General features: G+C 70.9%; 24 protein-coding genes. 13 read left to right on the top strand and 11 right to left on the bottom strand.

The window, feature by feature from the left end; all coding sequences use genetic code 11:
• Positions 1-16 precede the first annotated feature (16 nt).
• The 8 genes from ABC337_RS08275 to ABC337_RS08240 all read left to right on the top strand — a co-directional run bounded on the left by ABC337_RS08275 (position 17) and on the right by ABC337_RS08240 (position 8,401).
• The gene (locus ABC337_RS08275; RefSeq protein ID WP_412884382.1) at positions 17-721 is read left to right on the top strand and encodes a 4-carboxy-4-hydroxy-2-oxoadipate aldolase/oxaloacetate decarboxylase; all 705 of its coding nucleotides are present in this window, start codon (positions 17-19) and stop codon (positions 719-721) included.
• Positions 714-1,793: a 4-oxalomesaconate tautomerase gene (locus ABC337_RS08270; RefSeq protein WP_412884383.1), complete on the top strand. Its 1,080-nt coding sequence runs from the start codon at positions 714-716 to the stop codon at positions 1,791-1,793. The genes ABC337_RS08275 and ABC337_RS08270 overlap by 8 nt, the downstream gene beginning before the upstream one ends.
• 28 nt (positions 1,794-1,821) lie before the next feature.
• Positions 1,822-2,799, top strand: coding sequence for a VOC family protein (locus ABC337_RS08265; protein ID WP_412884384.1), 978 nt, complete (start codon positions 1,822-1,824; stop codon positions 2,797-2,799).
• Between the two features lie 96 nt (positions 2,800-2,895).
• On the top strand, positions 2,896-4,389 hold the full coding sequence (locus tag ABC337_RS08260) for an aldehyde dehydrogenase family protein (RefSeq protein WP_412884385.1): 1,494 nt from the start codon (positions 2,896-2,898) through the stop codon (positions 4,387-4,389).
• Positions 4,390-4,467: 78 nt separating this feature from the next.
• A complete protein-coding gene (locus ABC337_RS08255; RefSeq protein WP_412884386.1) occupies positions 4,468-5,364 on the top strand; it encodes a methylenetetrahydrofolate reductase in 897 nt (298 codons plus the stop codon).
• Positions 5,364-6,236, top strand: coding sequence for a formyltetrahydrofolate deformylase (purU, locus tag ABC337_RS08250; RefSeq protein ID WP_412884387.1), 873 nt, complete (start codon positions 5,364-5,366; stop codon positions 6,234-6,236). The genes ABC337_RS08255 and purU overlap by 1 nt, the downstream gene beginning before the upstream one ends.
• A gap of 61 nt (positions 6,237-6,297) precedes the next feature.
• Entirely contained in the window at positions 6,298-7,710 is a 1,413-nt protein-coding gene (gene ligM / locus ABC337_RS08245) for a vanillate/3-O-methylgallate O-demethylase (protein WP_412884388.1), read from the top strand.
• Positions 7,711-7,780: 70 nt separating this feature from the next.
• A complete protein-coding gene (locus ABC337_RS08240; RefSeq protein ID WP_412884389.1) occupies positions 7,781-8,401 on the top strand; it encodes a PadR family transcriptional regulator in 621 nt (206 codons plus the stop codon).
• A gap of 27 nt (positions 8,402-8,428) precedes the next feature.
• On the opposite strand, the gene ABC337_RS08235 is transcribed toward ABC337_RS08240, so the two are convergent.
• From ABC337_RS08235 to ABC337_RS08205, 7 genes are all read right to left on the bottom strand, one after another.
• Complete coding sequence (locus tag ABC337_RS08235; protein WP_377970958.1) at positions 8,429-9,688, bottom strand: ABC transporter substrate-binding protein; 1,260 nt, start codon at positions 9,686-9,688, stop codon at positions 8,429-8,431.
• Positions 9,685-10,812, bottom strand: coding sequence for a branched-chain amino acid ABC transporter permease (locus ABC337_RS08230; protein WP_412884390.1), 1,128 nt, complete (start codon positions 10,810-10,812; stop codon positions 9,685-9,687). The genes ABC337_RS08235 and ABC337_RS08230 overlap by 4 nt, the downstream gene beginning before the upstream one ends.
• A gap of 32 nt (positions 10,813-10,844) precedes the next feature.
• The gene (locus ABC337_RS08225; RefSeq protein ID WP_412884391.1) at positions 10,845-11,726 is read right to left on the bottom strand and encodes a branched-chain amino acid ABC transporter permease; all 882 of its coding nucleotides are present in this window, start codon (positions 11,724-11,726) and stop codon (positions 10,845-10,847) included.
• Positions 11,727-11,731: 5 nt separating this feature from the next.
• A complete protein-coding gene (locus tag ABC337_RS08220) occupies positions 11,732-12,442 on the bottom strand; it encodes an ABC transporter ATP-binding protein (protein WP_412884392.1) in 711 nt (236 codons plus the stop codon).
• Positions 12,429-13,211 carry an ABC transporter ATP-binding protein gene (locus tag ABC337_RS08215; protein ID WP_412884393.1) on the bottom strand — a complete coding sequence of 261 codons (783 nt, stop codon included), beginning with the start codon at positions 13,209-13,211 and terminating at the stop codon, positions 12,429-12,431. Before ABC337_RS08215 ends, ABC337_RS08220 begins: the two co-directional genes overlap by 14 nt.
• Positions 13,212-13,332: 121 nt before the next feature.
• On the bottom strand, positions 13,333-13,620 hold the full coding sequence (locus tag ABC337_RS08210) for a MoaD/ThiS family protein (RefSeq protein ID WP_412884394.1): 288 nt from the start codon (positions 13,618-13,620) through the stop codon (positions 13,333-13,335).
• Between the two features lie 9 nt (positions 13,621-13,629).
• Positions 13,630-14,748 (bottom strand): WD40/YVTN/BNR-like repeat-containing protein, encoded by a 1,119-nt coding sequence (locus ABC337_RS08205; protein ID WP_412884395.1) that lies wholly within the window; start codon positions 14,746-14,748, stop codon positions 13,630-13,632.
• 324 nt (positions 14,749-15,072) lie between these two features.
• On the opposite strand from ABC337_RS08205, the gene ABC337_RS08200 reads away from it, so the two are divergent.
• From ABC337_RS08200 to ABC337_RS08185, 4 genes are all read left to right on the top strand, one after another.
• Positions 15,073-15,468, top strand: coding sequence for a metal-sensitive transcriptional regulator (locus ABC337_RS08200; protein ID WP_412884396.1), 396 nt, complete (start codon positions 15,073-15,075; stop codon positions 15,466-15,468).
• A gap of 94 nt (positions 15,469-15,562) precedes the next feature.
• Entirely contained in the window at positions 15,563-15,793 is a 231-nt protein-coding gene (locus ABC337_RS08195) for a heavy-metal-associated domain-containing protein (protein WP_290257162.1), read from the top strand.
• A 136-nt stretch (positions 15,794-15,929) separates the two neighbouring features.
• Positions 15,930-18,188: a heavy metal translocating P-type ATPase gene (locus tag ABC337_RS08190; RefSeq protein WP_412884964.1), complete on the top strand. Its 2,259-nt coding sequence runs from the start codon at positions 15,930-15,932 to the stop codon at positions 18,186-18,188.
• A 159-nt stretch (positions 18,189-18,347) separates the two neighbouring features.
• Positions 18,348-18,614, top strand: a complete 267-nt coding sequence (locus tag ABC337_RS08185) for a hypothetical protein (protein ID WP_290257160.1) — start codon at positions 18,348-18,350, stop codon at positions 18,612-18,614.
• A gap of 102 nt (positions 18,615-18,716) precedes the next feature.
• On the opposite strand, the gene ABC337_RS08180 is transcribed toward ABC337_RS08185, so the two are convergent.
• Positions 18,717-19,655, bottom strand: coding sequence for an EamA family transporter (locus ABC337_RS08180; RefSeq protein WP_412884965.1), 939 nt, complete (start codon positions 19,653-19,655; stop codon positions 18,717-18,719).
• 235 nt (positions 19,656-19,890) lie between these two features.
• Between ABC337_RS08180 and ABC337_RS08175 the strand changes: the two genes are divergently transcribed.
• On the top strand, positions 19,891-20,433 hold the full coding sequence (locus ABC337_RS08175; RefSeq protein WP_412884397.1) for a CGNR zinc finger domain-containing protein: 543 nt from the start codon (positions 19,891-19,893) through the stop codon (positions 20,431-20,433).
• Positions 20,434-20,488: 55 nt separating this feature from the next.
• On the opposite strand, the gene ABC337_RS08170 is transcribed toward ABC337_RS08175, so the two are convergent.
• From ABC337_RS08170 to ABC337_RS08160, 3 genes are all read right to left on the bottom strand, one after another.
• Positions 20,489-20,800 (bottom strand): hypothetical protein, encoded by a 312-nt coding sequence (locus ABC337_RS08170; protein WP_412884966.1) that lies wholly within the window; start codon positions 20,798-20,800, stop codon positions 20,489-20,491.
• A gap of 117 nt (positions 20,801-20,917) precedes the next feature.
• Positions 20,918-21,511, bottom strand: a complete 594-nt coding sequence (locus ABC337_RS08165) for a hypothetical protein (protein WP_412884398.1) — start codon at positions 21,509-21,511, stop codon at positions 20,918-20,920.
• 26 nt (positions 21,512-21,537) lie between these two features.
• Complete coding sequence (locus tag ABC337_RS08160) at positions 21,538-22,881, bottom strand: MATE family efflux transporter (RefSeq protein WP_412884399.1); 1,344 nt, start codon at positions 22,879-22,881, stop codon at positions 21,538-21,540.
• Positions 22,882-22,904 lie beyond the last annotated feature (23 nt).

Genomic DNA, 22,904 nt, shown 5'->3' with positions numbered 1-22,904 from the left:
TGAGAGGGGTGGCGGCATGAGGACCGTCGTGGTCACCGGGATCGAACGGGCCGACGCCGGCGTGGCGGACCGGCTCGGCGCGCACGGGGTCGCCACCGTGCACGAGGCCATGGGCCGCACGGGGCTCCTCGGCCCCGGCCTTCGCCCCATCCAGGACGGCGAACGGATCGCGGGCACGGCCGTGACCGTGCTGTGCTGGCCCGGCGACAACCTGATGATCCACGCCGCCGTCGAACAGTGCCGCGAGGGCGACATCCTGGTGGTGACCACCACCTCCCCCTCCCTGGACGGGTCCTTCGGCGAACTCTTCGCCACGGCGCTGCGGCACCGCGGGGTCCGCGGGCTGGTGACCACCGGCGGAGTCAGGGACGTGGCCGAGCTGCGGGCCCTGGGCTTCCCGGCCTGGGCCGCGGCCGTCAACGCCCAGGGCACGGTGAAGGCCACGGCCGGTTCGGTGAACGTCCCGGTCGCCATCGGCGGCACCGTGGTGCGCCCGGGTGACGTGATCATCGCCGACGACGACGGCGTGCTGTGCGTTCCGCGGGCGGAGGCTGCGGAGGCGCTGCGGGCCGCCGACGCACGGGCGGCCAAGGAGGCCGACTCACGCGCCGACTACTCCACCGGCGGGCTGAGCCTGGACCGCAATAAGCTGCGCGGCCTCCTCGACGGGCTCGGCGTCCGGTATATAACCGCTGCGGAATATGAGTCCGGGGATGGCTGAGACCGAGGGCATTCCGTGCCTGCTGATGCGCGGCGGCACCTCGAAGGGCGCCTACTTCCTGGCCTCCGACCTGCCCGCCGGCCCGAAGGAGCGGGACGCCCTGCTGCTGCGGATCATGGGCAGTCCCGACCCCCGGCAGATTGACGGCCTGGGCGGGGCGCACCCGCTGACCAGCAAGGTGGCCGTGGTGTCCCCCTCCCCGGACGGGGACGCGGACGTGGATTACCTGTTCCTGCAGGTGGGCGTGGACGAGGCGGTGGTCAGCAGCCGGCAGAACTGCGGCAACCTGCTGGCGGGCGTGGGCCCCTTCGCCGTGGAACGCGGCCTGGTGCGCGCCGGCGAAGGGAATACCGAGGTCCGGATCCGGATGCTCAACACCGGCAGCTTCGCCACCGCCGGCTTCCCCACCCCGGGCGGGCGGCCGGAGTACGACGGCGGCCTCGCGATCGACGGCGTCCCCGGCACCGCGGCGCCGGTCCGGCTGAACTTCGAGGGCACCGCCGGTTCCTCCACCGGGGCGCTGTTCCCCACCGGGCGGGTGCTGGACACCGTGGACGGCATGGCGGTGACCTGCGTGGACAACGGGATGCCGAGCGTGCTGCTGCGCGCCGCGGACCTGGGCCTGGCCGGCGACGAATCCCCCGCGGAGCTCGAGGCGGACACCGCGCTGGCGGACCGGCTGGCCGGACTGCGAAAGAACGCCGCCGCGCTGATGGGAATGGGTGATGTCAGTACGGCGACGGTGCCAAAAATGGTGCTGCTCTCCCCGGCCCGGAACGGCGGCGCAGTCACCACCCGCAGTTTCCTGCCGGTGCGGGTGCACACCTCCATCGGGGTGCTCGGCGCGCTGACCGTGGCGGTCGGGATCCTGGCGGAGGGGGCCGTGGGCCACAGCCTGGCCGCCCTGCCCGGTCCCGGCGAGCCATGCCGGATCGAGCACCCGACCGGGCATTTCGACGTCGAGGTGGGCCTGGCCGAGGGCCTGGACGGGGTCACCGTGACCCGCTCGGCTGCGCTGCGCACCGCCCGCAAGATCTTCGACGGGCGCGTCTTCCCGCGCCCCCGGCCCTGACCACCACCGCTACGAGAGGACTGCCCCCGTGACCGAGTACACCTCGTTCGACGTCGCCCACCTGGGGAATGTGGAGCTGCTGACCCCCACCTTCGAGAAGAGCCTGTGGTTCTTCCGCGACCTGCTGGCCATGCGCGTCGTCGCCGAGGCTTCAGGGGACGCCGGCGGCGGCCGGTCCGTTTACCTGCGCACCTGGGACGAATACCAGCTCTACACAATCAAGCTCACCGAATCCGCCGACGCGGGCGTGGGCCGCACCTCCTTCCGGGCCAGCAGCCAGGCCGCGCTGGAACGCCGGGTCGCCGCGATCGAGGCCATGGGCCTGGGGACCGGCTGGGTGGACGGGGAGGTGGGGACCGGACCGACCTACATGTTCCGGGACCCCGACGGGCACAGCATGGCCCTCTACTACGAGACCGAGCGCTACGTCGCTACCGACGACAGGCCGGCCCTGAAGAACCAGGCCTCGGCCTTCCCCGGCCGCGGCGTCAACGCGCGGCGGCTGGACCACATCAACTACCTGGCCAAGGACGTGGCGGCCAACGGCGAGTTCGTGGCGCACGCCCTCTGCGGCCGGGAAAGCGAGCGGATCAAGCTCGACGACGGCGGCTACGCGGCCTGGTGGTTCCACTTCAACAACAAGTCCTACGACGTGGTCTACTCCGACGACTGGCTCAAGCACGGCAACCGGCTGCACCACGTCGCGTTCGCCCCGGACACCCGCGAGGACATCCTCAAGGCCGCGGACATCTTCCTGGAGAACGGCATCCACATCGAGTCCGGCCCGCACAAGCACGCCATCAACCAGACCTTCTTCCTCTACGTCTGGGAGCCCGGCGGAAACCGGATCGAATTCGCGAATGCCGGCGCCCGGCTCCTGTTGGATCCCGACTCCCCGGTGGTGGAATGGACCCAGGAGGAGCGCAAGAAGGGCCAGGCCTGGGGCATGAAGACCATCGAAACCTTCCACACCCACGGCACCCCGAACGTGTCCGCCGACGCCTGACCCACACCCGGAACCCACGCAATCCAGACCAACACCCCCCTAACAACAGCCCCCAGCAAGACAGCACAGCAAGACAGCACAGAGAGGTGCGCCGCCATGACCAGTACCACCGACACCGCCGCCCCGGTCACCACCGGCCTCTACATCGGGGGCCGGGAACGCCAGGCCGGGCAGACCCTGGAGATCGCCGACCCCGGCAGGCCGGGCGCCGTTGTCGGGCACGCCGCCGCGGCCTCCGCCGCCGACGTCGACGACGCCGTGGCCGCCGCGAAGGCCGCCTTCCCGGCCTGGGCGGCACTGACCGCGGAGCAGCGCGCCGACGCGATGCGCGCCGCCCTCGAGGGGATCGCCGAACACCGCGACGAGGACGCCGCCGTGCTCTCCCGGGAGAACGGCAAGATCCGGATGGAGGCCTGGGTGGACTCGCTGGTCTTCGAGATCCGCTGGAACCTGGCCCTGGCCCTCGCGGCGGAGGTGGACGCCACCAAGGTCCTGCCGCCGGCGCCGGGCATCCCCGTCTCCACCACCGTCGCCTACCAGCCGCTCGGCGTGGTGACCGTGATCGTGCCGTTCAACTGGCCCATCGCCATCCTCGCGGCCTCACTGCCGCACGCACTGCTGGCCGGGAACACCGCCATCGTGAAGCCGCCGCCCACGGCGCCGCTGGCCACCACCCGGGTGGTGCAGCGGATCGCAGAGAAGCTGCCGCCGGGCGTGCTCAACGTCGTCACCGGCAAGGACGCGGAGATGTCCGCCCTGATCAGCAGCCCGGACGTCGCCAAGGTCTGCTTCACCGGCAGCGTCGGCGGCGGCAAGCGGATCATGGAGATGGCCTCCAAGGCGCTGACCCGGGTGACGCTGGAACTGGGCGGCAACGATGCCGCCGTCATCCTCGCCGACGCCGTCCTGGACGACACTCACCTGGACCGGCTGTACGCCGCCATCTTCGACACCACCGGCCAGATCTGCATGAACGCCAAGCGCATCTACGTCCACCGCTCACGGCTGGACGAGGTGGTCGACGGGCTCGCCGCCCGGCTGGAGCGGGCCGTGATCGGCTACGGCCTGGACGAGGGCACCACCATGGGGCCGCTGCACTCCCCCGCGCAGAAGGAGTTCGTTGCCGGGCTGATCGAGGAGGCCAGGGCCGCCGGGGCGGAGGTCCGCGAATACGGCACCCTGCCGGAGGACCCGGAGCTGCGCGGCGGGAACTTCCTCCGCCCGGCGCTGGTGATCGACCCGGATCCGTCCCTGCGGGTGGTGACCGAGGAGCAGTTCGGCCCGGTCATCCCGATACTGCTCTTCGACACCGAAGACGAGGCGGTGGTAGCCGCCAATGCCACCTGGGCCGGCCTCTGCGGCTCCGTCTGGACCGCCGACACCGCAACCGCCAACCGGGTGGGTGCCCGGCTGGTCTGCGGCTACGTCTGGGTCAACGACCACGGCGCCACCCGGCTGGACCTGCGCGCCCCGTTCGGCGGCATGAAACAGTCCGGGATGGGCCGCGAGCAGGGCATCGAGGGAGTCCGGGCATTCCAGGACACCCGGTCCATCGCACACCTGCAGCCGGAGGACGCTGCCGGGAGTTAATTACCTATAGACAGTCCCTATGCACATAGGTAAAGTCGGCCGTGGGTGCACCGTCGCACCCACGGAAAGGACTTCCTGATGGCGAATCGAATCACGCCCGTGGTCAACCGGGCGGCTTCCCTGGAACTGATCCGCGATTTCTCGCTTGAGATGACCGGCAAGGACGTGCCGGCCCTGCACGAGGCGAAGGACCACATCCCGCCGGGCACCCGCATCAACGTCACCTTCCTCGGCAACGAGGACCTGGAGATGCGGGTGGCCGCGGCGAAGGCCGTCCGGGAGCTCGGGTTCGTTCCCGTCCCGCACATCTCCGCCCGCCGGCTCCGCTCCCTGGAACAGCTTGAGGAATTCCTGGCCCGGCTCCAGGACGTCGGCGCCAGCGAGCACATCTTCGCCGTCGGCGGCGACCCGGCCACCCCCGAGGGGCCCTTCGAGGACTCCCTCGCCGTGATCCGGAGCGGCGTGCTGCAGCAGTACGGGGTGCGCCAGGTGGGGATCGGCGGCTACCCCGAGGGCCACCCGGACATCGCCAAGGACGTGCTCGCCCGGGCGCTGGCGGACAAGACCGCCGCCCTCGCGGAGCAGGAGCTCGACGCCGTCATCCTCACCCAGTTCGCCTTCGACACCGACCCGGTCGCCGACTGGATCACCGCCCTGCGCGCCGGCGGCGTCAACGCCGAGATCCGGGTGGGAACCCCCGGACCGGCCGGCATCAAGCGGCTCCTCGGCTTCGCCCGCCGGTTCGGCGTCGGCGCGAACGCCATGATCGTCAAGAAGTACGGCTTCTCCCTGACCAACCTGATGGGCGACGCGGGGCCGGACCGGTTCGTCAACGACCTGGCCGCCGAGCTCGCCGAGCGCACCTCGGGGCCGCAGGATCCCGCCGTCGGCCGCGTGGGCCTGCACTTCTACACCTTCGGCGGCCTGCTGGCCACGGCCGACTGGGTCCGGCAGTTCACCGCCGGGCGCCCCTGATGGCACCCCACACGGAGTCGCTCCGGGACCAGGCCTGCCTGATTGTCCACGGCCCCGACCAGCCCGGCATCGTCGCCGCCGTGGCCGCCCTGGTGACCCGCAGCCGGGGAAACATCGTCTCCCTGGACCAGTACTCCTCCGATCCCAGTTCCGGCGACTTCTTCCAGCGGGTGGTGTTCAACCGCCCCGACCTGGCCGCCGCCCTGCCGGAAATCGAGGCGGACCTGGCGAAGACCCTGGGACCGCTCGGCCTGCAGTGGACCCTGACGGACCGGTCCGTGCCCAAGCGGATGGCCATCCTGGTCTCCACCTCGGACCACTGCCTGCTGGAGCTGCTCTGGCGGCACCGCCGCGGCGAGCTGCCCGTCTCCATCCCGATGGTGATCTCCAACCACACCAACACCGCCGAGGATGTCCGCTCCTTCGGGGTGCCGTTCTTCCACGTTCCCTCCGCCGGGCCGGACAAGTCCGCGGCCGAAGACGAGATCCTGAAGCTGCTGGCCGGGAACGTCGACTTCGTGGTGCTGGCCCGCTACATGCAGATCCTCTCCCCGGAATTCCTGGACCGGGCCGGCGTCCCGCTGATCAACATCCACCACTCCTTCCTGCCCGCCTTCGTCGGCGCCGCGCCGTACCGCAAGGCCAAGGAGCGTGGCGTGAAGCTGATCGGCGCGACCTCGCACTACGTCACCAAGGACCTGGACGAGGGCCCGATCATCGAACAGGATGTCGCCCGCGTGACGCACGCCCACTCCGCGGCGGACCTGCAGGCCCGCGGCGCCTACGTCGAACGGGCCGTGCTCTCCCGCGCGGTGCAGTGGCACGCCGAGGACCGGATCATCCGGCACGGCAACCAGACCATCGTGTTCTGACCCACTCAAACCCTCGAACTACCCCCAGACCCCGAAATCCCGACAGAAAAAGAGGTTCATTGTGGCACCGAAGAATCTGCAGGAAGTCCTCGACGCGTCCCGCGGCGCCGTCGACCTGCTCCGCAACTCGCAGATCGGCTCCTACATCTATCCGGTGGTCCCCGCCGACTTCCAGAACTGGATCAAGGAACAGACCGCCTGGCGCCAGACGGCCGTGCTGTACGACCAGTCCCACCACATGGACAACCTGTTCATGTCCGGCTCGGACGCGATCAAGCTGATCTCCGCCACCGCCATCAACTCCACCGCCGTCTTCCCGGTCAACAAGGCCAAGCAGTACGTCCCGACGACCGAATCCGGCCACGTGATCGGCGACGGCATCCTGTTCCGCGAGGGTGAGGACGAATACGTCTACGTGGGCCGCGCCCCGGCCGCGAACTGGCTGCTCTATCACGGCGAAACCGGCGGCTACAGCAACCTGGACATCCGGGTGGACCGCCGGTCGCCGTCGCGGCCCTACGGCCACGGGGTGTCCCGGCAGTACTACCGCTTCCAGATCCAGGGCCCCAACGCCTGGCAGGTGATCGAGAAGCTCAACGGCGGACCGCTGGAGCAGCTGAAGTTCTTCAACATGTCCACCATGACGATCGACGGAACCACCGTCCGGACCCTGCGCCACGGCATGGCCGGCGCCCCGGGCCTCGAGGTGTGGGGACCGTACGAGGACCACGACCGGATCCGCGACGCGATCGTCGCCGCCGGCGCCGAGTTCGGGCTGGTCCCGGTGGGCTCCCGAGCTTACCCCTCCAACACGCTCGAATCCGGCTGGATCCCCTCCCCGTTGCCGGCCATCTACACCGGCGAGGCCGAGCGCGGCTACCGCGAGTGGCTGCCGGCGGACGGCTACGAGGCCACCGGCACCCTGGCGGGCTCCTTCGTCTCGGACCGGATCGAGGACTACTACCTGACCCCGTGGGAGCTGGGCTACGGCTCCTTCGTGAAGTTCGACCACGACTTCATCGGCAGGGACGCCCTGGAGAAGATGGACCCCGCCGCGCAGCGCCGCAAGGTCACGCTGGCCTGGGACGCGGAGGACATCACGAAGATCTACGCCTCGCTCTTCAACGTGGAGGGCCCCAGCTACAAGTTCTTCGACCTGCCGCTGGCGAACTACGGCTCGGCCAACTACGACTCCGTGGTCGACGCCGACGGCACCGTGGTGGGCTACTCGATGTTCACCGGCTACAGCGCGAACGAGCGCCGAGCACTGTCCCTGGCCACGATCGACCCGAACGTCCCGGAGGGCACCGAACTGAAGGTGGTCTGGGGCGAGCCGAACGGCGGCACCGCAAAGGCCGCCGTCGAGCCGCACGAGCAGACCGAGGTCCGCGCCGTGGTCAGCCCGGTCCCCTACTCCACCGTGGCGCGCGCAACGTACCAGGGCGGTTGGCGCACCAACTACCAGCCCGCCTAGGCTGGGAGCCTCGGGTCGAGGGGGCGGCACACGCCCCCTCGACCCCCGCCACGCCCGGAAGGAGCACCGTATGAGCCTGCGCTATGCGCTGCTCGCGCTGCTGCGCGTCGGCCCGCTTTCCGGGTACGAACTGCAGAAGCAGTTTTCCGCGTCCGTGGGCCACGTCTGGCACGCGCCGGACTCACAGATCTACCCCGAGCTGCGCAAGATGGAGGCCGAGGGCCTGATCGAGGGCGAGGAACAGCCCCGCGGCCAGCGCGCCACCCGGCGGCTCTACCACGTGACCGCCGACGGCGAGGCGGCGTTCCTGGCCTGGATGCAGACCCCGCTGGAATACGCCCGGGTCCGCGACCCCGCCCACCTGCGCGCCGCCTACCTCGAGGCCGCCTCCCCCGGCGACGCCCGCGCCTTCTTCCGCCGGCACCAGGCCCAGTGGGAGGCCGAACTCGCCCAGTGGGAGGGTGAGCTGCAGCGGATCGCCGAGGTGGCCAACCCGATGCTGGTCCGCCGCCTCGCCGTCACCGACCCCGGCGACCGGGAACGCACCGTGGCCTTCAAGCGCTTCACCTACGAGGGCCTGGTGGACCGGGCCCGCACCGAGATCGAGTGGGCCCGGCGCGGGCTCCGGCTGGTCGACGAACTGGAGGCCGCCGGCGGCGCCTGGCCCGGGCCGGGAATCCCGGCCCGGTAGGCACCGCCCTGTAGGCACCGCCCGCGCCTAGCCGAAGTTCTGCACCGTCGCGTAGCCCTTGCCGTCATACTTCTGCACCAGCACCGAGGACACCGCGGGCTGGCCGTCCGTCGTCGTATCCACCGAGGTGCCGGAGAGCATCAGCGGCGCCTGCAGGCCCTTGACGTTGCGCAGCGCGGTCATGAAGCTGTCCCGCGTGGGCTCGGTCATGGTCTTGAACGCCTGCTCCAGCGTCGCCCCCACCATGTAGCTCCACATGCAGTGCGGGAAGGCCGGCATGTCCGGGTACTTCGCGTACTGCTTGAGGTCGGCGAGGAACTTCACGACGTCGGGATCCTTGGCGAACGCCGGGCTCTGCGGGGCCTTGGCGAAGGACACCGAGTAGATGCCCGGGTACGCGGCGGCACCGCCCGGGCCCAGGATCGCGGCAGGGCTGGAGGTGTTCGAGGGCAGGAACCAGCTGGGCTTCCAGCCGAGCTGCTGGGCCTTCTGCAGCGAGGCGATGGCCAGCGGGGTGATGGACATGGCATCGAAGAACACGTCCGCGCCGGAGGAGGCCAACTGGGTCAGCTGCGCGTCCACGGACGTGTCCGTGGCCTCATAGGTCTGCTCGCCCACGACCGAGATGTTCGAGGCGCCCTTGATGGCGTCCTTGAAGCCCTGGACGTAGCCCTTGCCGTAGTCGTCGTTCTGGGACAGGATGGCCACCTTGTGCGGCTGGCCGGAACCGGCGATCAGCTTGCCGAACGCGGCGCCCTCGTTCTGGTAGATCGGGACGAACCCGAGCTGCCAGGGGCTCTGCTTCCGGTCGCTGAACAGCGGGTCGCCGGTCATCACCAGCACCTGCGGGACCTTCTGGCTGATCGCCGCCTCCCGGAATGCCCGGTTGGTGGGGGTGCCGAGGCCAGCGGTGGCGGCGAAGACATTGTCCGAGACCATCTGCTGGAAGTTCGCCAGCGACTTCTGCGGGTCGTAGCCGTCGTCGTAGGACTTGATGTTGACCGTTCGGGTCTTGCCGTCGCCGAACTTCACGCCGCCGGCGGCGTTGAGCGCACCGAAGTAGGCGGTGACGCCGGCCACCGTGCAGGTGCCCTGGCCGGCGATCGCGCCGCTGAGCGGGGTGGTGATGCCGAGGGTAATGGAGGAGTCGGTGATGCCGGGCGAGGCGGCGTTGCTTCCGCCGCCCTGGTTGGTACCGCCGCGGGTGCAGCCCGAGGCGGAGAGCGCAATGACCGCCGCCACCGCCACGATGCCGAGGACCCCGCGAGGCCGGGTGTTCTTTCTCATGCTTGGTCTTGCCTCCCTGTCTGGTGCTGGATTGTCTGCTGCTGGTCTGTCTGGTCCTGAATGGTCTGCTGCTCTGTCGGGTGCTCGTCTGCCTGGTTTTCCGGCGCGGCCCCCGGGGCCGGGGCGGGAACGGTGCGCTGCTGGTCACCGGTCCCGGGCCGGTCCCGGTTCCGGCCGGTGATCCGGCGGAGCACGCGGGGCAGGCTGACCAGCCCCTCGGGCAGCAGGAACAGGACGATCAGCAGGATGGCGCCCTGGCTGACGGTGGTAAGCCCGGGGTCCACTGCGTTGGTCAGCAGCGGGACCAGGACGTAGTACGCCCCGCCGATCAGTGACCCGGCGATGCTCCCGGCGCCCCCGATCACCATGGCGGCCAGGAGGCTGATCGAGTGCCCGAAGCTCAGGGTCTCCGGGGAGGTGTACTGCACGGCGGCGAGGTAGAGGAACCCGCTGGCGCCGCCGAAGATGGAGGCCACGGTGAAGGCCAGAACCTTGGTCCGATACGGGGAGACGCCCATCGACGCGGCGACGGCCTCGTTTTCCTTGACGACGCCGAACGCCCGGCCGTACTTACCGCGGACCAGGTTCCGGGCCAGCAGGAACCCGGCGGCGGTCACCAGCAGGATGATGTAGTACTGCCACTGGTCGTTGTAGAGGCCGGACCAGTCCGGGGCGTCGGTGAACCGGGCGGAGATGCCCTGCGATCCACCTGTGAATCCCTCCAGGCGCTTGGCCAGCGGCACGCCCACGATCGGCAGGGCGATGGTCACCATGGCGATCGCGAGGCCGCCCAGCCGCGCCGCGGCCAGCGCCACCAGCAGCCCCACGATGCCGGCGATCAGGCAGGCCAGGACGAACACCAGCAGGATGTTCCAGCCCTGCTTGACCCCGTAGGCGGTGACGTAGGCACCGAGGCCCACGAAGAAGATCTGGCCGAGGTTGACCTGGCCGGTGTAGCCCATGACGATGTTCAGTCCCAGCACGGCCACGGCGTAGACGCCGATCCGCACCAGGGTCTGGTTGGCGAAGGGCGGCAGGTTCAGCGGCGCGAGCAGCAGCACCACGGCCACCAGGACGAGCACGACGATCCGGACGGTGCGGTTTCCGGTGGACAGGGGTTTCACGGACAGGGGTTGTACGTTCAGGCGGTTGCGCATCAGACTCTCACCACGACCTTCCGGCCAAAGAGGCCCTGCGGCCGCAGGATCAGGATGACGAAGATCAGCGCGAACGGGACCGCGATCTTCAGGTCGTGGCCGATGAACGGCATGTACACCGCCACGAGGTTTTCCAGCACGCCGATCGCCCAGGCGGCCACCACACAGCCGATCGGACTGCTCAGCCCGCCCAGGATCACGGCGGCGAGGGCGTAGACCAGGGCGGTGTCCAGCATGCCGGGGGTCAGGGTCAGCTGCGGGGCCACCAGGACGCCGGCGACCGCGCCGAGCGCTGCGGCCAGTCCCCAGCCGACCATCAGCAGCCGGCCCACCGGCAGCCCGGAGAGGGCGGCCGACGCCGGGCTGTCCGCCACCGCGCGGAGGGCCAGGCCCAGCTTGGTGCGCAGGAAGAGCAGCTGCAGGACCACCATGATGACCACGATCGTCACCGTGGTGGCGAGCGACCGGACGCTGACCACCGCGCCCAGGATGTCGACGCTGGTGAGCGGGAACAGCGAGGGAAACCCGAGGTTGTTGTAGCTCCAGATCACGGCGACGATGCCGGTGATCAGGGTCAGCAGGCCGATGGTGACGACGACGGCGGTGTCCGGGTCGCCGCGCTCGAACCGGCGGACCAGGAAGCGTTCGGCCAGGGCCCCGAGGACGAAGGACAGCGCCACGGCCAGGATGATGGCCACCACCAGCGGCAGGCCCGCCTGCACGAAGGCGTACGCGACGTAGCCGGAGAGGACCGCCAGGCCGCCCTGGGCGAAGTTGATCAGCCCGGTGGCCTGGTTGACCAGCACGATCGCCAGGGCCAGCGCAGCGTAGATGGATCCGGTCGACAGCCCGTCGACCACCAGCTGGATGAAGGTTCCCACCGGTCTCAGCCCCCCAGGTACGCTCGTCGGATCTCGTCCATCCCCTTGAGCTCGGCGGTGGTGCCGGTCAGGGCGGTGCGGCCCGTTTCCAGCACGGTTGCCGTGTCCACCAGGGAGAAGGCGAGGTTGGCGTTTTGTTCCACCACCACCATGGCGATCCCGGACTCCAGCCGGAGCCTGCGGATCGCCTCGTAGACGGTCTTGGCGGTGCCCGGCGCGAGTCCCAGCGAGGCCTCGTCCAGCAGCAGCAGCCGCGGCCGGGCCATGAACGCCCGGCCCACGGCGAGCATCTGCTGTTCGCCGCCGGAGAGGGCGGCCGCCCTGGAGCCGATCCGGTCACGCAGTTGCGGGAACAGGTCCAGGCAGTAGTCGACGTCGGCGGCGATCGCCTGGCGCCCCTTCCGCAGGTACGCGCCCACCATCAGGTTTTCCCGCACGCTCAGCTGCCCCAGCGTCCCCCGGCCCTCCGGCACATGCGCGATGCCCAGCGCCGCGACCTGGTCCGGCCGCAGCCCGCGGATGTCACGGCCCGCGAACCGGATGGTCCCGCCGGCCCGGACGGTGCCGCTGATGGCCCGCAGGGTAGTGGTCTTGCCCGCCCCGTTGGCGCCGAGGATCCCGACGGCGCCGCCCTCGGGCACGCTGAGCGAGACGCCGTCGATCACCTGGACCGGCCCGTAGGAGGCGGTCACGTCCACCAGCTCAAGCAGCGTCATCCGCGGCGTCCTTCCCCAGGTAGGCCTCGATCACCCGCGGGTCGGCCTGCGCCTCCGCCGCGGTCCCGGCCATGAGCTTCCGGCCGTGGTCCAGCACCACCACCTGGTCCGTGAGCGCCGAGATGAGGCCCATGTGGTGCTCGACGACGATGATCGTGATGTCCTGTTCGGCCCTGATCCGCCGGACGGTGGCAATCAGCTCCTCCACCTCGGCGTGCGAGAGGCCGGCGGCCGGTTCGTCCAGCAGCAGCAGCGAGGGTCCGGAGAGCAGCGCCCGCCAGAGCTCGATCCCCTTGTGCAAGCCGTGGGAGAGTTCGTTGGCCGGGACATCGGCCGCCCAGCCGAGTCCGGCGCGCTCGAGCAGCCCGCGGGCCTCGGCGCGGATGGAGCGTTCGGCCCGGGCGGTCCGCGGCAGCCGGAGCGCCCAGGAGGCGGGGCCGCCGGGGAGGCGGAGGTGTCCGCCGAGCAGGACGTTCTCCAGGACGGTGGCGTTCAGCAGCAGGGCCGGGTGTTGGAAGGTCCGGGCGAGGCCCAGTCCGGCGAGCCGGGACGGGGCCGAGCCCTGGACCTCGGCGCCGTCGATGGTGATGGTGCCCGCGCTGGGCTTGTAGTGTCCGCTGATGCAGTTGAAGAGGGACGTCTTGCCGGCGCCGTTGGGGCCGACCAGCCCGAGGATGACCCCGGGTTCAACATCGAAGCTGACCTCCTGCAGCACCTTGACGCCGCCGAAGTGGAGGCTCACGTCCGTCAGGCTCAAGGTTGCGGCCACCGGCGTCCCTTCCTGTCGCACCATTGCGGGGTGGGGCGCGACCGGCAGGGACCGCCCGGAACCGACGGTACGGATCGCCGACGAAATTGTCAACGATTTTGAGGTCAGAATGCCGCGGAGCTCAGCCGCCGGCGACGGACTGGATGATGAGCACCTCCTGGCCCGGCGAGACCTCGGTCCCGAGGCCCTGCAGGCGGCGGATTTCGACGCCGGAAACGTACACGTTCACGAAGCGGCGGAGACTGCCGGTCTCGTCCCGGAGGCGACGGCCGAGCGCCGGGTAGTCGCCGGCCAGCTCATCCAGCAGCCGGCCCACCGGGAGCGGGCCGTCGGCGGCCACCTCGAGGCCGGAACGGCCGCCGGCCAGGGGCGCCAGGACGCTCGGCAGCAGCACGCTGATCTCAGCCACGGTGACCCGTCATGCCGGGACCGGGGCGCCGACCACCTGCGCCGCGCGCACGCACAGCACGTCGGGCAGGTGCGAGGCCACCTCGGTGAAGTGCTCACCCTCGTCGGCACTGGCGTAGACGCTGCCGCCGCGGGTGCCGAAATACACCCCGGCCGGCTCGGCGGTGTCCACGCAGGCCGCATCGCGGAGCACCGCGTTGAATTCGGAGCCGGGCAGGCCCTCGTCCAGACGCTTCCAGGTGGCCCCGGCGTCGTCCGTCCGGTGCACCGCCAGCTTCCCCTCCGGGGGGATCCGCTCGCCGTCGGCCTTCAGCGGGATCACCCAGGCCGTCCCGGCGCGGTGCGGGTGCGTGAGCATGACGAAGCCGAAGTCCGCGGGCAGGCCCTCCGCGATGGATTCCCAGGTCTCGGCGTCGTCGTCCGTGCGGTAGACGCCATGGTGGTTTTGCGCGTAGAGCCGGCCGTCGACGGCGGAATCGGCGGCAATCTTGTGCACGCACTGGCCGAACTCGGGGTAGGGATCGGGATTGAAGTAGGCGGAGATGCCCTTGTTCCGGGCATCCCAGGACTGGCCGCCGTCCTTGGAGCGGTAGACGCCGCCGGTGCTCATGGCCACGTGCACCCGCTCCCCGTCCGGGTGGACGACGATCGAGTGGGCCGCCGCGCCGCCGTAGCCGGAGCCCCACTCGCTGCGGTGCGGGTGGTCCCAGAGACCGCGGTTGAGTTCGAAGTGCTCCCCGCCGTCGGTGGACTTCCACACCGAGATCGGCTCGCAGCCGGCCCAGACGACGCCGGGCCGCGAGTCGGCGTCGGGGTAGATCTGCCAGACCCGCTCCAGGGCGGCGCCGGTGTCCTCCGGGAAGCGGATGGCGCCCTGTTCGGGCTCGGTCCAGCTCGCCCCCAGGTCGTCGGAGTGGAAGACGGTGGGTCCCCAGTGCTCGGAGCGGACGCCGACCAGGATCCGGGTTTTGCCGTCCCGGGTGTCGATGCCGATGCTGGGGATCTCACTCATCAGGAAATGCGGTCCGGACAGGGACCAGGACCGGCGGTCGGGGCTGGTGGCCAGCCACAGCCCTTTTTTCGTGCCGATTGCCAGGACAAAGTTTTCCTCGGATGCCATGGCCCCCATCGAACCACCACGGGGGGAGGCCCGCAATGGTCTTTTCACCCTCGCTTGGAGAAATTCCCCCGGGGGCGCCGGCAGCGGCCCGGCTGGCCGGGGGCGCGGGAAACTAAAGTGAAAGTAGTTATCCCAGGTGCTGGCGAAGCGGCCCCGGTCCCCGTAGAGTCGTGGTTGTAGGCGGAAGAACTCCTACCCCAATGACTGCTCCGGAGTGCGTATCCCCCAATAACGCACTCCGGAGCTTTTAACGCCCGCTCTCCGACGGTACCGGCATCAGATACCCCCTGGGGGTACTTGCGCCATACCCACCAGGGGTATATCTTAGTGGCCATGAGCGCATCCGATTCTTCAGTCGCCGCCCCCGGGGACCTGATTCCCGCAGACGCCGGCGCAGAGACCGCCCAGCACGAGGGCCCCCACGCCGGCTCCGGCCAGCACGGGTATTCCGCCAATAAGGACTCCTACCTCAAGCGGCTCAAGCGCATCGAGGGCCAGGTCCGCGGCATTGCCCGGATGGTCGATGAGGACAAGTACTGCATCGACATCCTCACCCAGGTCGCCGCCGTCACCAAGGCCCTGCACGCCGTCAGCCTGGGCCTGGTCGAGGAGCACATCGGCCACTGCGTCGTCGGGGCCGCCGCCGAACCCGATCCTGAGCTGCGGTCGGAGGCCATCGACGCCAAGGTCAAGGAAGCCACCGACGCCATCGGCCGGCTCCTGCGCTGACGCCGCGCGACGCGGCCCACCGGTAAACCCCACACCCAGCTACCTAGTCAGCCAGCCATCAACCGGGCCGTCCCGGCCCACGAAGGAGAGCACCATGAGCACCGTTTCCACCACCATCGAAGTTTCCGGCATGACCTGCGGCCACTGCGTCTCCTCCGTCACGGAGGAACTCGAGGCCCTGGACGGCGTGGAGAACGTCGACGTCGACCTCAACGCCGGCGGGATCTCCACCGTGACCATCGGCTCCGCCCGGGAGCTCTCCCCCGCCGAGATCGGCGAGGCCGTCGCCGAGGCCGGCTACCTGGTGGTCGCCAACGAAGCCTGACCGGGCGGCAACCAGCCCTGAGCGCCGGAGAGGGCGCCCGCAGCACGAAGGAGTAAGGAAAGAGGCACGTACCGTGGAAAACGCCAAGCTGCTGGACCAGTCCGGGACGCGGGTGGTGGAACTCGATATCGAGGGCATGACCTGTGCGTCCTGCGTGGGCCGGGTGGAGCGCAAACTCGGCAAGCTGGAGGGCGTGGAGGCGGTGGTGAACCTGCCGCTGGAATCGGCCCGCGTGACCGTTCCGGCCGGCATCAGCGACGACCAGCTCACCGCCACCGTGAGCGCCGCGGGCTACAAGGCCACCGTGCGGACGCCCCCTGCCGCCCGCCCCGCCGTGGACGATGCGGCCGCCGGGGATGAAGCGTCCGACGGCGGCGCAACTGCCGGCGCAACCCGCTCCGCGGCGTCGGCCCTGAAGCCCCGGCTGATCACTGCCGCCGTCTTCACCGTGCCCGTCTTCGTGCTCTCCATGGTGCCGGCCGCGCAGTTCCCGAACTGGGGCTGGGTGGCCGGGCTGCTGGCGCTGCCGGTGGTCACGTGGGCGGCCTGGCCCTTCCACCGGGCCGCGGCGGTGAACGCCCGGCACCTGTCCTCCACCATGGACACCCTGGTCTCGATCGGCGTCACCGCGGCCTACGTCTTCTCCGCCTGGCAGCTGCTGGCAAATCCGCGTCTCACCGAGCACCCGGGCATGGCCGGCATGGGACCGGAGGGCCTGTATTTCGAGGTGGCCTCCGTGGTGACCACCTTCCTGCTGCTGGGCCGCTTCCTTGAGGCCAACGCCAAGCAGAAGGCCGGGGATGCGCTGAAAACCCTGCTGGACCTGGGAGCCAAGGACGCCACCGTGCTCCGCGACGGACTCGAGGTCACCGTCCCGGCGGACCGGCTCGCGGTCGGCGACGTGATCGTGGTCCGCCCCGGCGGGAAGATCCCGGCCGACGGCGTGGTGGTCGAGGGCAGCTCCGCCGTCGACGCCTCCCTGGTCACCGGCGAATCCGTGCCGGTGGAGGTCGGTCCGGACAGCCCCGTCACCGGCGCCACCATCAACACCTCCGGCCGCATCCTGGTCCGGGCCACCCGCGTGGGCTCGGAGACCACCCTGACCCAGATGGGACGGCTGGTCTCGCAGGCGCAGTCCGGCAAGGCGCCCATCGCCCGGCTGGCCGACCGCATCAGCGGCGTGTTTGTCCCGGTGGTGCTGGGCATCGCCGTCGTGACCTTTGCCGCCTGGCTGCTGGCGGCCGGACCGGACATCACCGACGCCGGCCTCCGCTCGGCCTTCACGGCGGCGGTGGCGGTGCTGGTCATCGCCTGCCCCTGTGCGCTGGGCCTCGCCACCCCGGTGGGCCTGCTCACCGGCACCGGCCGCGGCGCCCAGCTGGGCATCCTGATCCGCGGCCCGCAGGTCCTCGAGGACACCCGGACGGTGGACACCATCCTGCTGGACAAGACCGGGACCGTGACCACCGGGCACCTGGCCGTCGAGGGCACCACCGCCTTCCCCGGTTTCGAGGCCGACGCCGTGCTGCGCCTCGCCGGCGCCGCCGAGGCCGCCTCAGAGCACCCCATCGCCCGGGCCATCGCGGCCGCCGCCCTGGCCGACGGGTCCGCGGACCGGCTGCCCGCCGTCGCGGACTTCCACTCCGCCCCCGGCGGCGGCGTCCGCGGCACGGTCGACGGGCACACGGTCACGGTGGGCCGCTCCGGCTGGCTGGAGGAGAACAGCGTCGCGCTCACCGGCGGCCAGCGTGAGACCCTCGCGACGGAGGAAGCCGCCGGGGCGAGCGCCATCTGGGTGGCGGTCGACGGCGCACCGGCGGGGCTCATCAGCCTGCGCGACACCCTGAAGCCCGGATCCGCGGCAGCCATCGCCCGGCTCCGCGGGCTGGGACTGCGCCCCATCCTGCTGACCGGCGACAACGCCGCGGTCGCGGCCCAGGTGGCCGCCGCCGTCGGGATCGCCCCGGAGGACGTCTACGCCGGGGTCACCCCGGAGGGCAAGGTGGACGCCGTCCGCGCCCTTCAGGACGACGGTGCCACCGTGGCCATGGCCGGCGACGGCGTCAACGATGCCGCGGCGCTGGCGCAGGCAGACCTCGGCATCGCCATGGGCTCGGGGACGGACGTGGCGATCGAGGCCGCGGACCTGACTGTCATGGGCAACGACCTGGCACAGGTGGCGCAGGCGATCGAGCTGTCCCGCCGCACCCTGGGCACCATCAAGACGAACCTCTTCTGGGCCTTCTTCTACAACGCCGTCGGCATCCCGGTGGCGGCCCTGGGCCTGCTCAACCCGATGATCGCCGGTGCCGCCATGGCCGCCAGTTCCGTGCTGGTGGTGGCCAACTCGCTCCGTCTCCGCAGCTTCGGGAAGCAGGGGCCGGCCGCGGCCTGAACGGTGCCAAACGTATGGGCAGGGCTCCATGGGCAGGGGTCCCCATCGACGCTCGCGGAGGCGGCAGGGTAGGTTCATGGCATAGGAACTTCCGGATCAGCCGGGGGCCGCTGGGGACGCCGAGAGGTTCGGGTCCGACGATCTAAGGAGATTTTTCGCATGGCTATTTGGGGTGCAGATGTTGATCAGCTGAAGGCGCTGGGGTCCAAGCTGCAGGCCGGGTCGCAGGAAATCGATAACCAGAAGTCGATGCTGACCAAGGTCCTGGCTGGCACGCAGTGGATGGGTCCGGACGCGGAGAAGTTCCGCAGCGAGTGGAACGGCGAGCACGTCGCGGCCCTGACCCGGGTGTCCCAGGCGCTGCAGCAGGCCGGTCAGCAGGCGGTCCGCAACGCCACCGAGCAGCAGAGCGCCTCCGCCCGCTAAACGCGGCCGCGGAAACAACCCGCACACTACGCAGCAGGTCCGGACGCGCCGCGTCCGGACCTGCTGCCGTTAATTCGGTTCTTATGATCCCGCCCGGCCCGCCTAGGGGACGGGTTCGACGTCGTTCGCGTGGTCCAGCGGCGCCGGAACCGCGGCGGCGGTCCGCAGTTCGTCGAGGCGCACCAGCAGCACCCCGCCCACGATCAGGACGCCGCCCAGCAGCTGCACCGGACCGGGAAGTTCGCCCAGCAGCAGCCACGCCCAGAGCACGGCGAACAGCACCTCGGTCAGCGAGATGAAGGATGCCACCTTGGATCCCAGAGCCCGGGCGGCCACGATGCCGGAGACGTAGGCCAGGACGGTGGCCAGGAGGACCAGGCCACCGAGGGACACCCACCACGGCGTCACCCAGGGACCCAGCCGGGTGTCCGCCGTGGAGGCGGCCATGGGCAGCAGCCCGGTCGCGGCGGCCAGCCACATCACGGCCGCACCGGTCAGCAGACCGCCCGAGGCCAGGACGATCGGCGGCAGGGTGTCGTTTTCCTTGGCCGTGATGAAGAAGTAGATGGCCAGGCAGACGGCCGCCGCCACGCCCCAGAGCACGCCGACCAGGTCGATCCGCACCGCCCCCGTGAGGTCCAGGACCAGCACCAGGCCCGCCAGCGAGAGCAGCGTCCCGCCGATGGTCAGCGGCCGGGGCCGGCGCCGGCTGGCCAACCAGAGCCAGAGCACGATCATCACCGGGGCAAGGTATTCGAGCAAGAGGGCGACGCCAACCGAGAGCCGGGCGACGGCATTGAAGTAGAAGAGCTGGCAGGCGGCCACGCCGATCACGCCGAACAGCACCACGGTGAGCCAGTTGTCCCGGAGCTGGTGCCAGCGGCCGCGCAGCGCGAGAGCCGCAGGGACGGCGAGGACCAGGGCGGCGCCGGTCAGGCGCGCGGTGACCGCGGCGCCGGGGCTCCAGCCGGTCTCCAGCAGGGACTTGGCGAAGGATCCGGACAGGCCGAAGACCGCCGAGGAGAACAGGGCCACGCCCAGGCCGGAGGCGAGGAACGAGGAGACCCCGGTCCGCGCCGGGGTTCCGGCGGGCGTTCCGGTGCCTGTCGTGCCGGCGGCGGTGCCGGTGCCCGGGCTGCCGGGAATGGCCCCGTCGTGCGGGGTGCTGGTGGAAGGGCCGGCGGGGCGGCGAGCGGCAGGCAAGGGTCTGCCTCCTGTCAGGAGTAAAGTCGGGTTATGGTCATGACAGTACGTGCGCCGAACGTAAGGAGTCAAGATGATTTTTGCCCCTGACACGGAGATTGCTCTCCGGTCCGTCGTCAACCTGATCAATACCGCGGCGAACGGGGAGGAACACCTCCCTGATCCGACCGCCCTGGACCGGTTCCTCAGCGCCGAGGGCTTCAGCGGCGCCCGGAGCCGTGACGTGGCCGAACTGGAGAGCGTCCTGCGGCTGCGGGCCGAACTCACTGCCCTGTGGCGGGCCGGGGAGTCCGAGGCGGTGGACACCGTGAACCGGCTGCTGCGCGAGGCGCGGGCACTGCCTCAGTTGAGCAAGCACGACGGCTGGGACTGGCACCTGCACGCCACCGCCCCGGAGGCGCCCCTGGCGGACCGGATGAGCACGGAGGCGGCGATGGCGCTGGTGGACGTGATCCGCAGCAAGGAAATGGACCGGATGCTGGTCTGCGCCGCGGACGACTGCGACGCCGTCGTGCTGGATCTGAGCCGGAACCGCTCCAAGCGGTACTGCGACACCGGCAACTGCGCGAACCGGGCGCACGTGGCGGCATACCGGGCCCGGAAGGCCGCCTCCTAGGGGGCGGCGTAGTACGGCCTGCGCCGCCGGAGTAGGGCCGGACTAGTGGGCCCGGCTAGCTGGCGGTGGTGCCGCCGTCGGACTCTTCCTGCTGCTGCGGGGCCTGCTGGTGGGAGGACGCCGGGCGGCGGGAGCTGAGGTTAACGCCGGAGCCCTTGCCGAGGTGCTCGGCGTTCTCCTTGTAGCTCATGGAGAGCATCGCGGCGATCACCAGGGTGACGATGAAGGCGATGCCGGCGCCGGTGAAGGCCAGGTCGAAGCGGGGGGCCTTGGCGCTGCCGCCGGAGGCGAAGATGAGGACGGCGAAGAAGGCCAGCACCGCGAAGAAGGCGGAGAACATCAGCGGTCCCTTGACCGAAGTCCGCATCGTGCGGCGTTCTCCTGGGTTCTGCTGTGCCAAGGTGCTTTCCTCCTGCCGCCAGCGCCGTGGGGCGTGGCAGTCGCGATCGCGCAAATGTTCTACGCCGGGTAGAACCTGTCCTGTCTAGTTTACGGCCTCGGCGGAAACGCCCCGCGCATCGTGCCGCAGGGTCAGCCCGGCCAGCGTCCACAGCACGCCGCCGATAATGGCGCCGCCGCCGGCCACGCCGAGGAGGGCGTGCGGGCCCAGGTCGATGAAGAACGGCAGCCCGGCGGCCGTGCCGAGGCCGATGATGCCGGAGGTGATCCAGTCCCGTGCCAGGACCGAACGGCCGCGGGTGGCGATCCCGAGGATCAATTCGGCCGCGCCTGCCAGTCCCAGCCCCAGGGCGCCGACGACGCCGAAGACCAGGTTGGAGGGCAGCAGCGCCACGGCGGCACCGGTGCCGGCCAGGATGGCGCCGGCCGCGGCGAGGAGGCGCGCGTGCGGACCGCCGGCGGCCAGGCCGGTCCTGCGGGCGCCCCAGAGCAGCACCACGCCGGTGGCAAGCAGGTAGAGTCCCGCGGTCCAGCCCATCGCCGGGACCGGCGGCGCCGCCCAGAAGACGGTGACCGCGCCGAAGACCAGGGCGACTGCGGCGCGCAGCAGGACCGGCTTCCAGAGGTCCGGGGCGGCGGTCGGGGCGGTCGAGGGGCTCGGGGTGGCGGGGAGAGTCACCCGTCCAGTTTAGGCGCTGGCAGGCCTCAGGCGTCGCCCAGCCGCATCCAGCGGTCCGTGCGGGCCCGCAGCCCCAGGGTCACGGCCCGTGCGCCGAGGTAGCCGAAGGAGAACGCGGCCCAGAGCCAGAGCAGCCCCTCTCCCCCGTCAGCCCCGGAAAGCCGGACCACCAGCAGCAGCGGCAGGTACACCAGCAGGTTGATGACGCCGGCCACCGCCAGGTACTTGGCATCCCCGGCACCGATCAGCACGCCGTCCAGGACGAACACGTAGCCGGCCAGCGGCTGGCCCGCGGCGAGGACCCACAGCGCCAGCGCCAGGGTGGAGCGCACGCCGTCGTCGGCGGTGAACAGCAGGCCGGCCCACGGTGCGGCCACCGCCAGCAGCGCCCCCGTGAGCACGCCGAAGCCCAGGCCCCAGCGGACCATGGTGCGGGTCAGCTCCCGGGCCGCCGCCGGGTGGGAGGCGCCCAATTCCTTCCCGATCAGGGCCTGCGCGGCAATCGCCAGGGCGTCGAGGGCGAAGGCGAGGAAGGTGAAGACGGTCATCGCGAGTTGGTGGGCGGCCAGGTTCACGGCGCCTTGGGCGGTGGCCACGAGCACGGTGGCGAGGATCGCGACGCGCAGGCTGACGGTGCGCAGCATCAGCCAGGACCCCACCTGCGTCAGGGCGCGGATGCCGCGCCAGTCCGGCCGCAGCGGGACCCCGTGCCGGCGGGCGGTGCGCTGCACCATCACCACGTAGACCAGCGCCATGGCCCACTGGGCGATGCTGGTGCCGAGTGCCGACCCGGTGACGGACAGCCCCAGCCCGTAGACCAGGAACGCGTTGAGGCCGATGTTGACGGCGAACCCGGCGGTGGCCACCACGAGCGGCGTCCGGGTGTCCTGCAGGCCCCGGAGCACCCCGGTCCCGGCGAAGATGAGCAGCATGGCGACCAGGCCGGGCATCGACCAGCGGAGGTAGTCCACGGCGAAGGTGCGCACCTCGCCCTGAGCCCCCATCAGGTCCAGCAGCGGCCCGGCGGTGAGGGCGCCGGCGGCGGCCAGGGCTGCGCCGAGGAGCAGCGCCAGCCAGAGGCCGTCGCGGCCGGACGCCAGGGCGCGGCCCAGGTCACCGCGGCCGACGGCGCGCGCGACGGCGGGGGTGGTGGAGTAGGCCAGGAAGACCATGAGCCCGACGGCGGTGTGCAGCACGGCGGAGGCGAGGCCCACGCCGGCCAGTTCCGCGACGCCGAGGTGGCCCACGATCGCGGAGTCGGCGAGCAGGAACAGCGGCTCGGCGATCAGCGCCCCGAAGGCCGGGACGGCCAGCCGCAGGATCTCCCGGCGCTGGTTGGGCCGGGAGGTGGTGGTGGGTTGCGCGGGCACGGCTCCACCCTAGCCGTCCCGTG

It is taken from the genome of Arthrobacter phoenicis, assembly GCF_047238215.1.
Lineage (GTDB): Bacteria > Actinomycetota > Actinomycetes > Actinomycetales > Micrococcaceae > Arthrobacter.
Note: the sequence above shows the minus strand (reverse complement) of the source record. Positions and strands in the feature narration are given on the sequence as shown.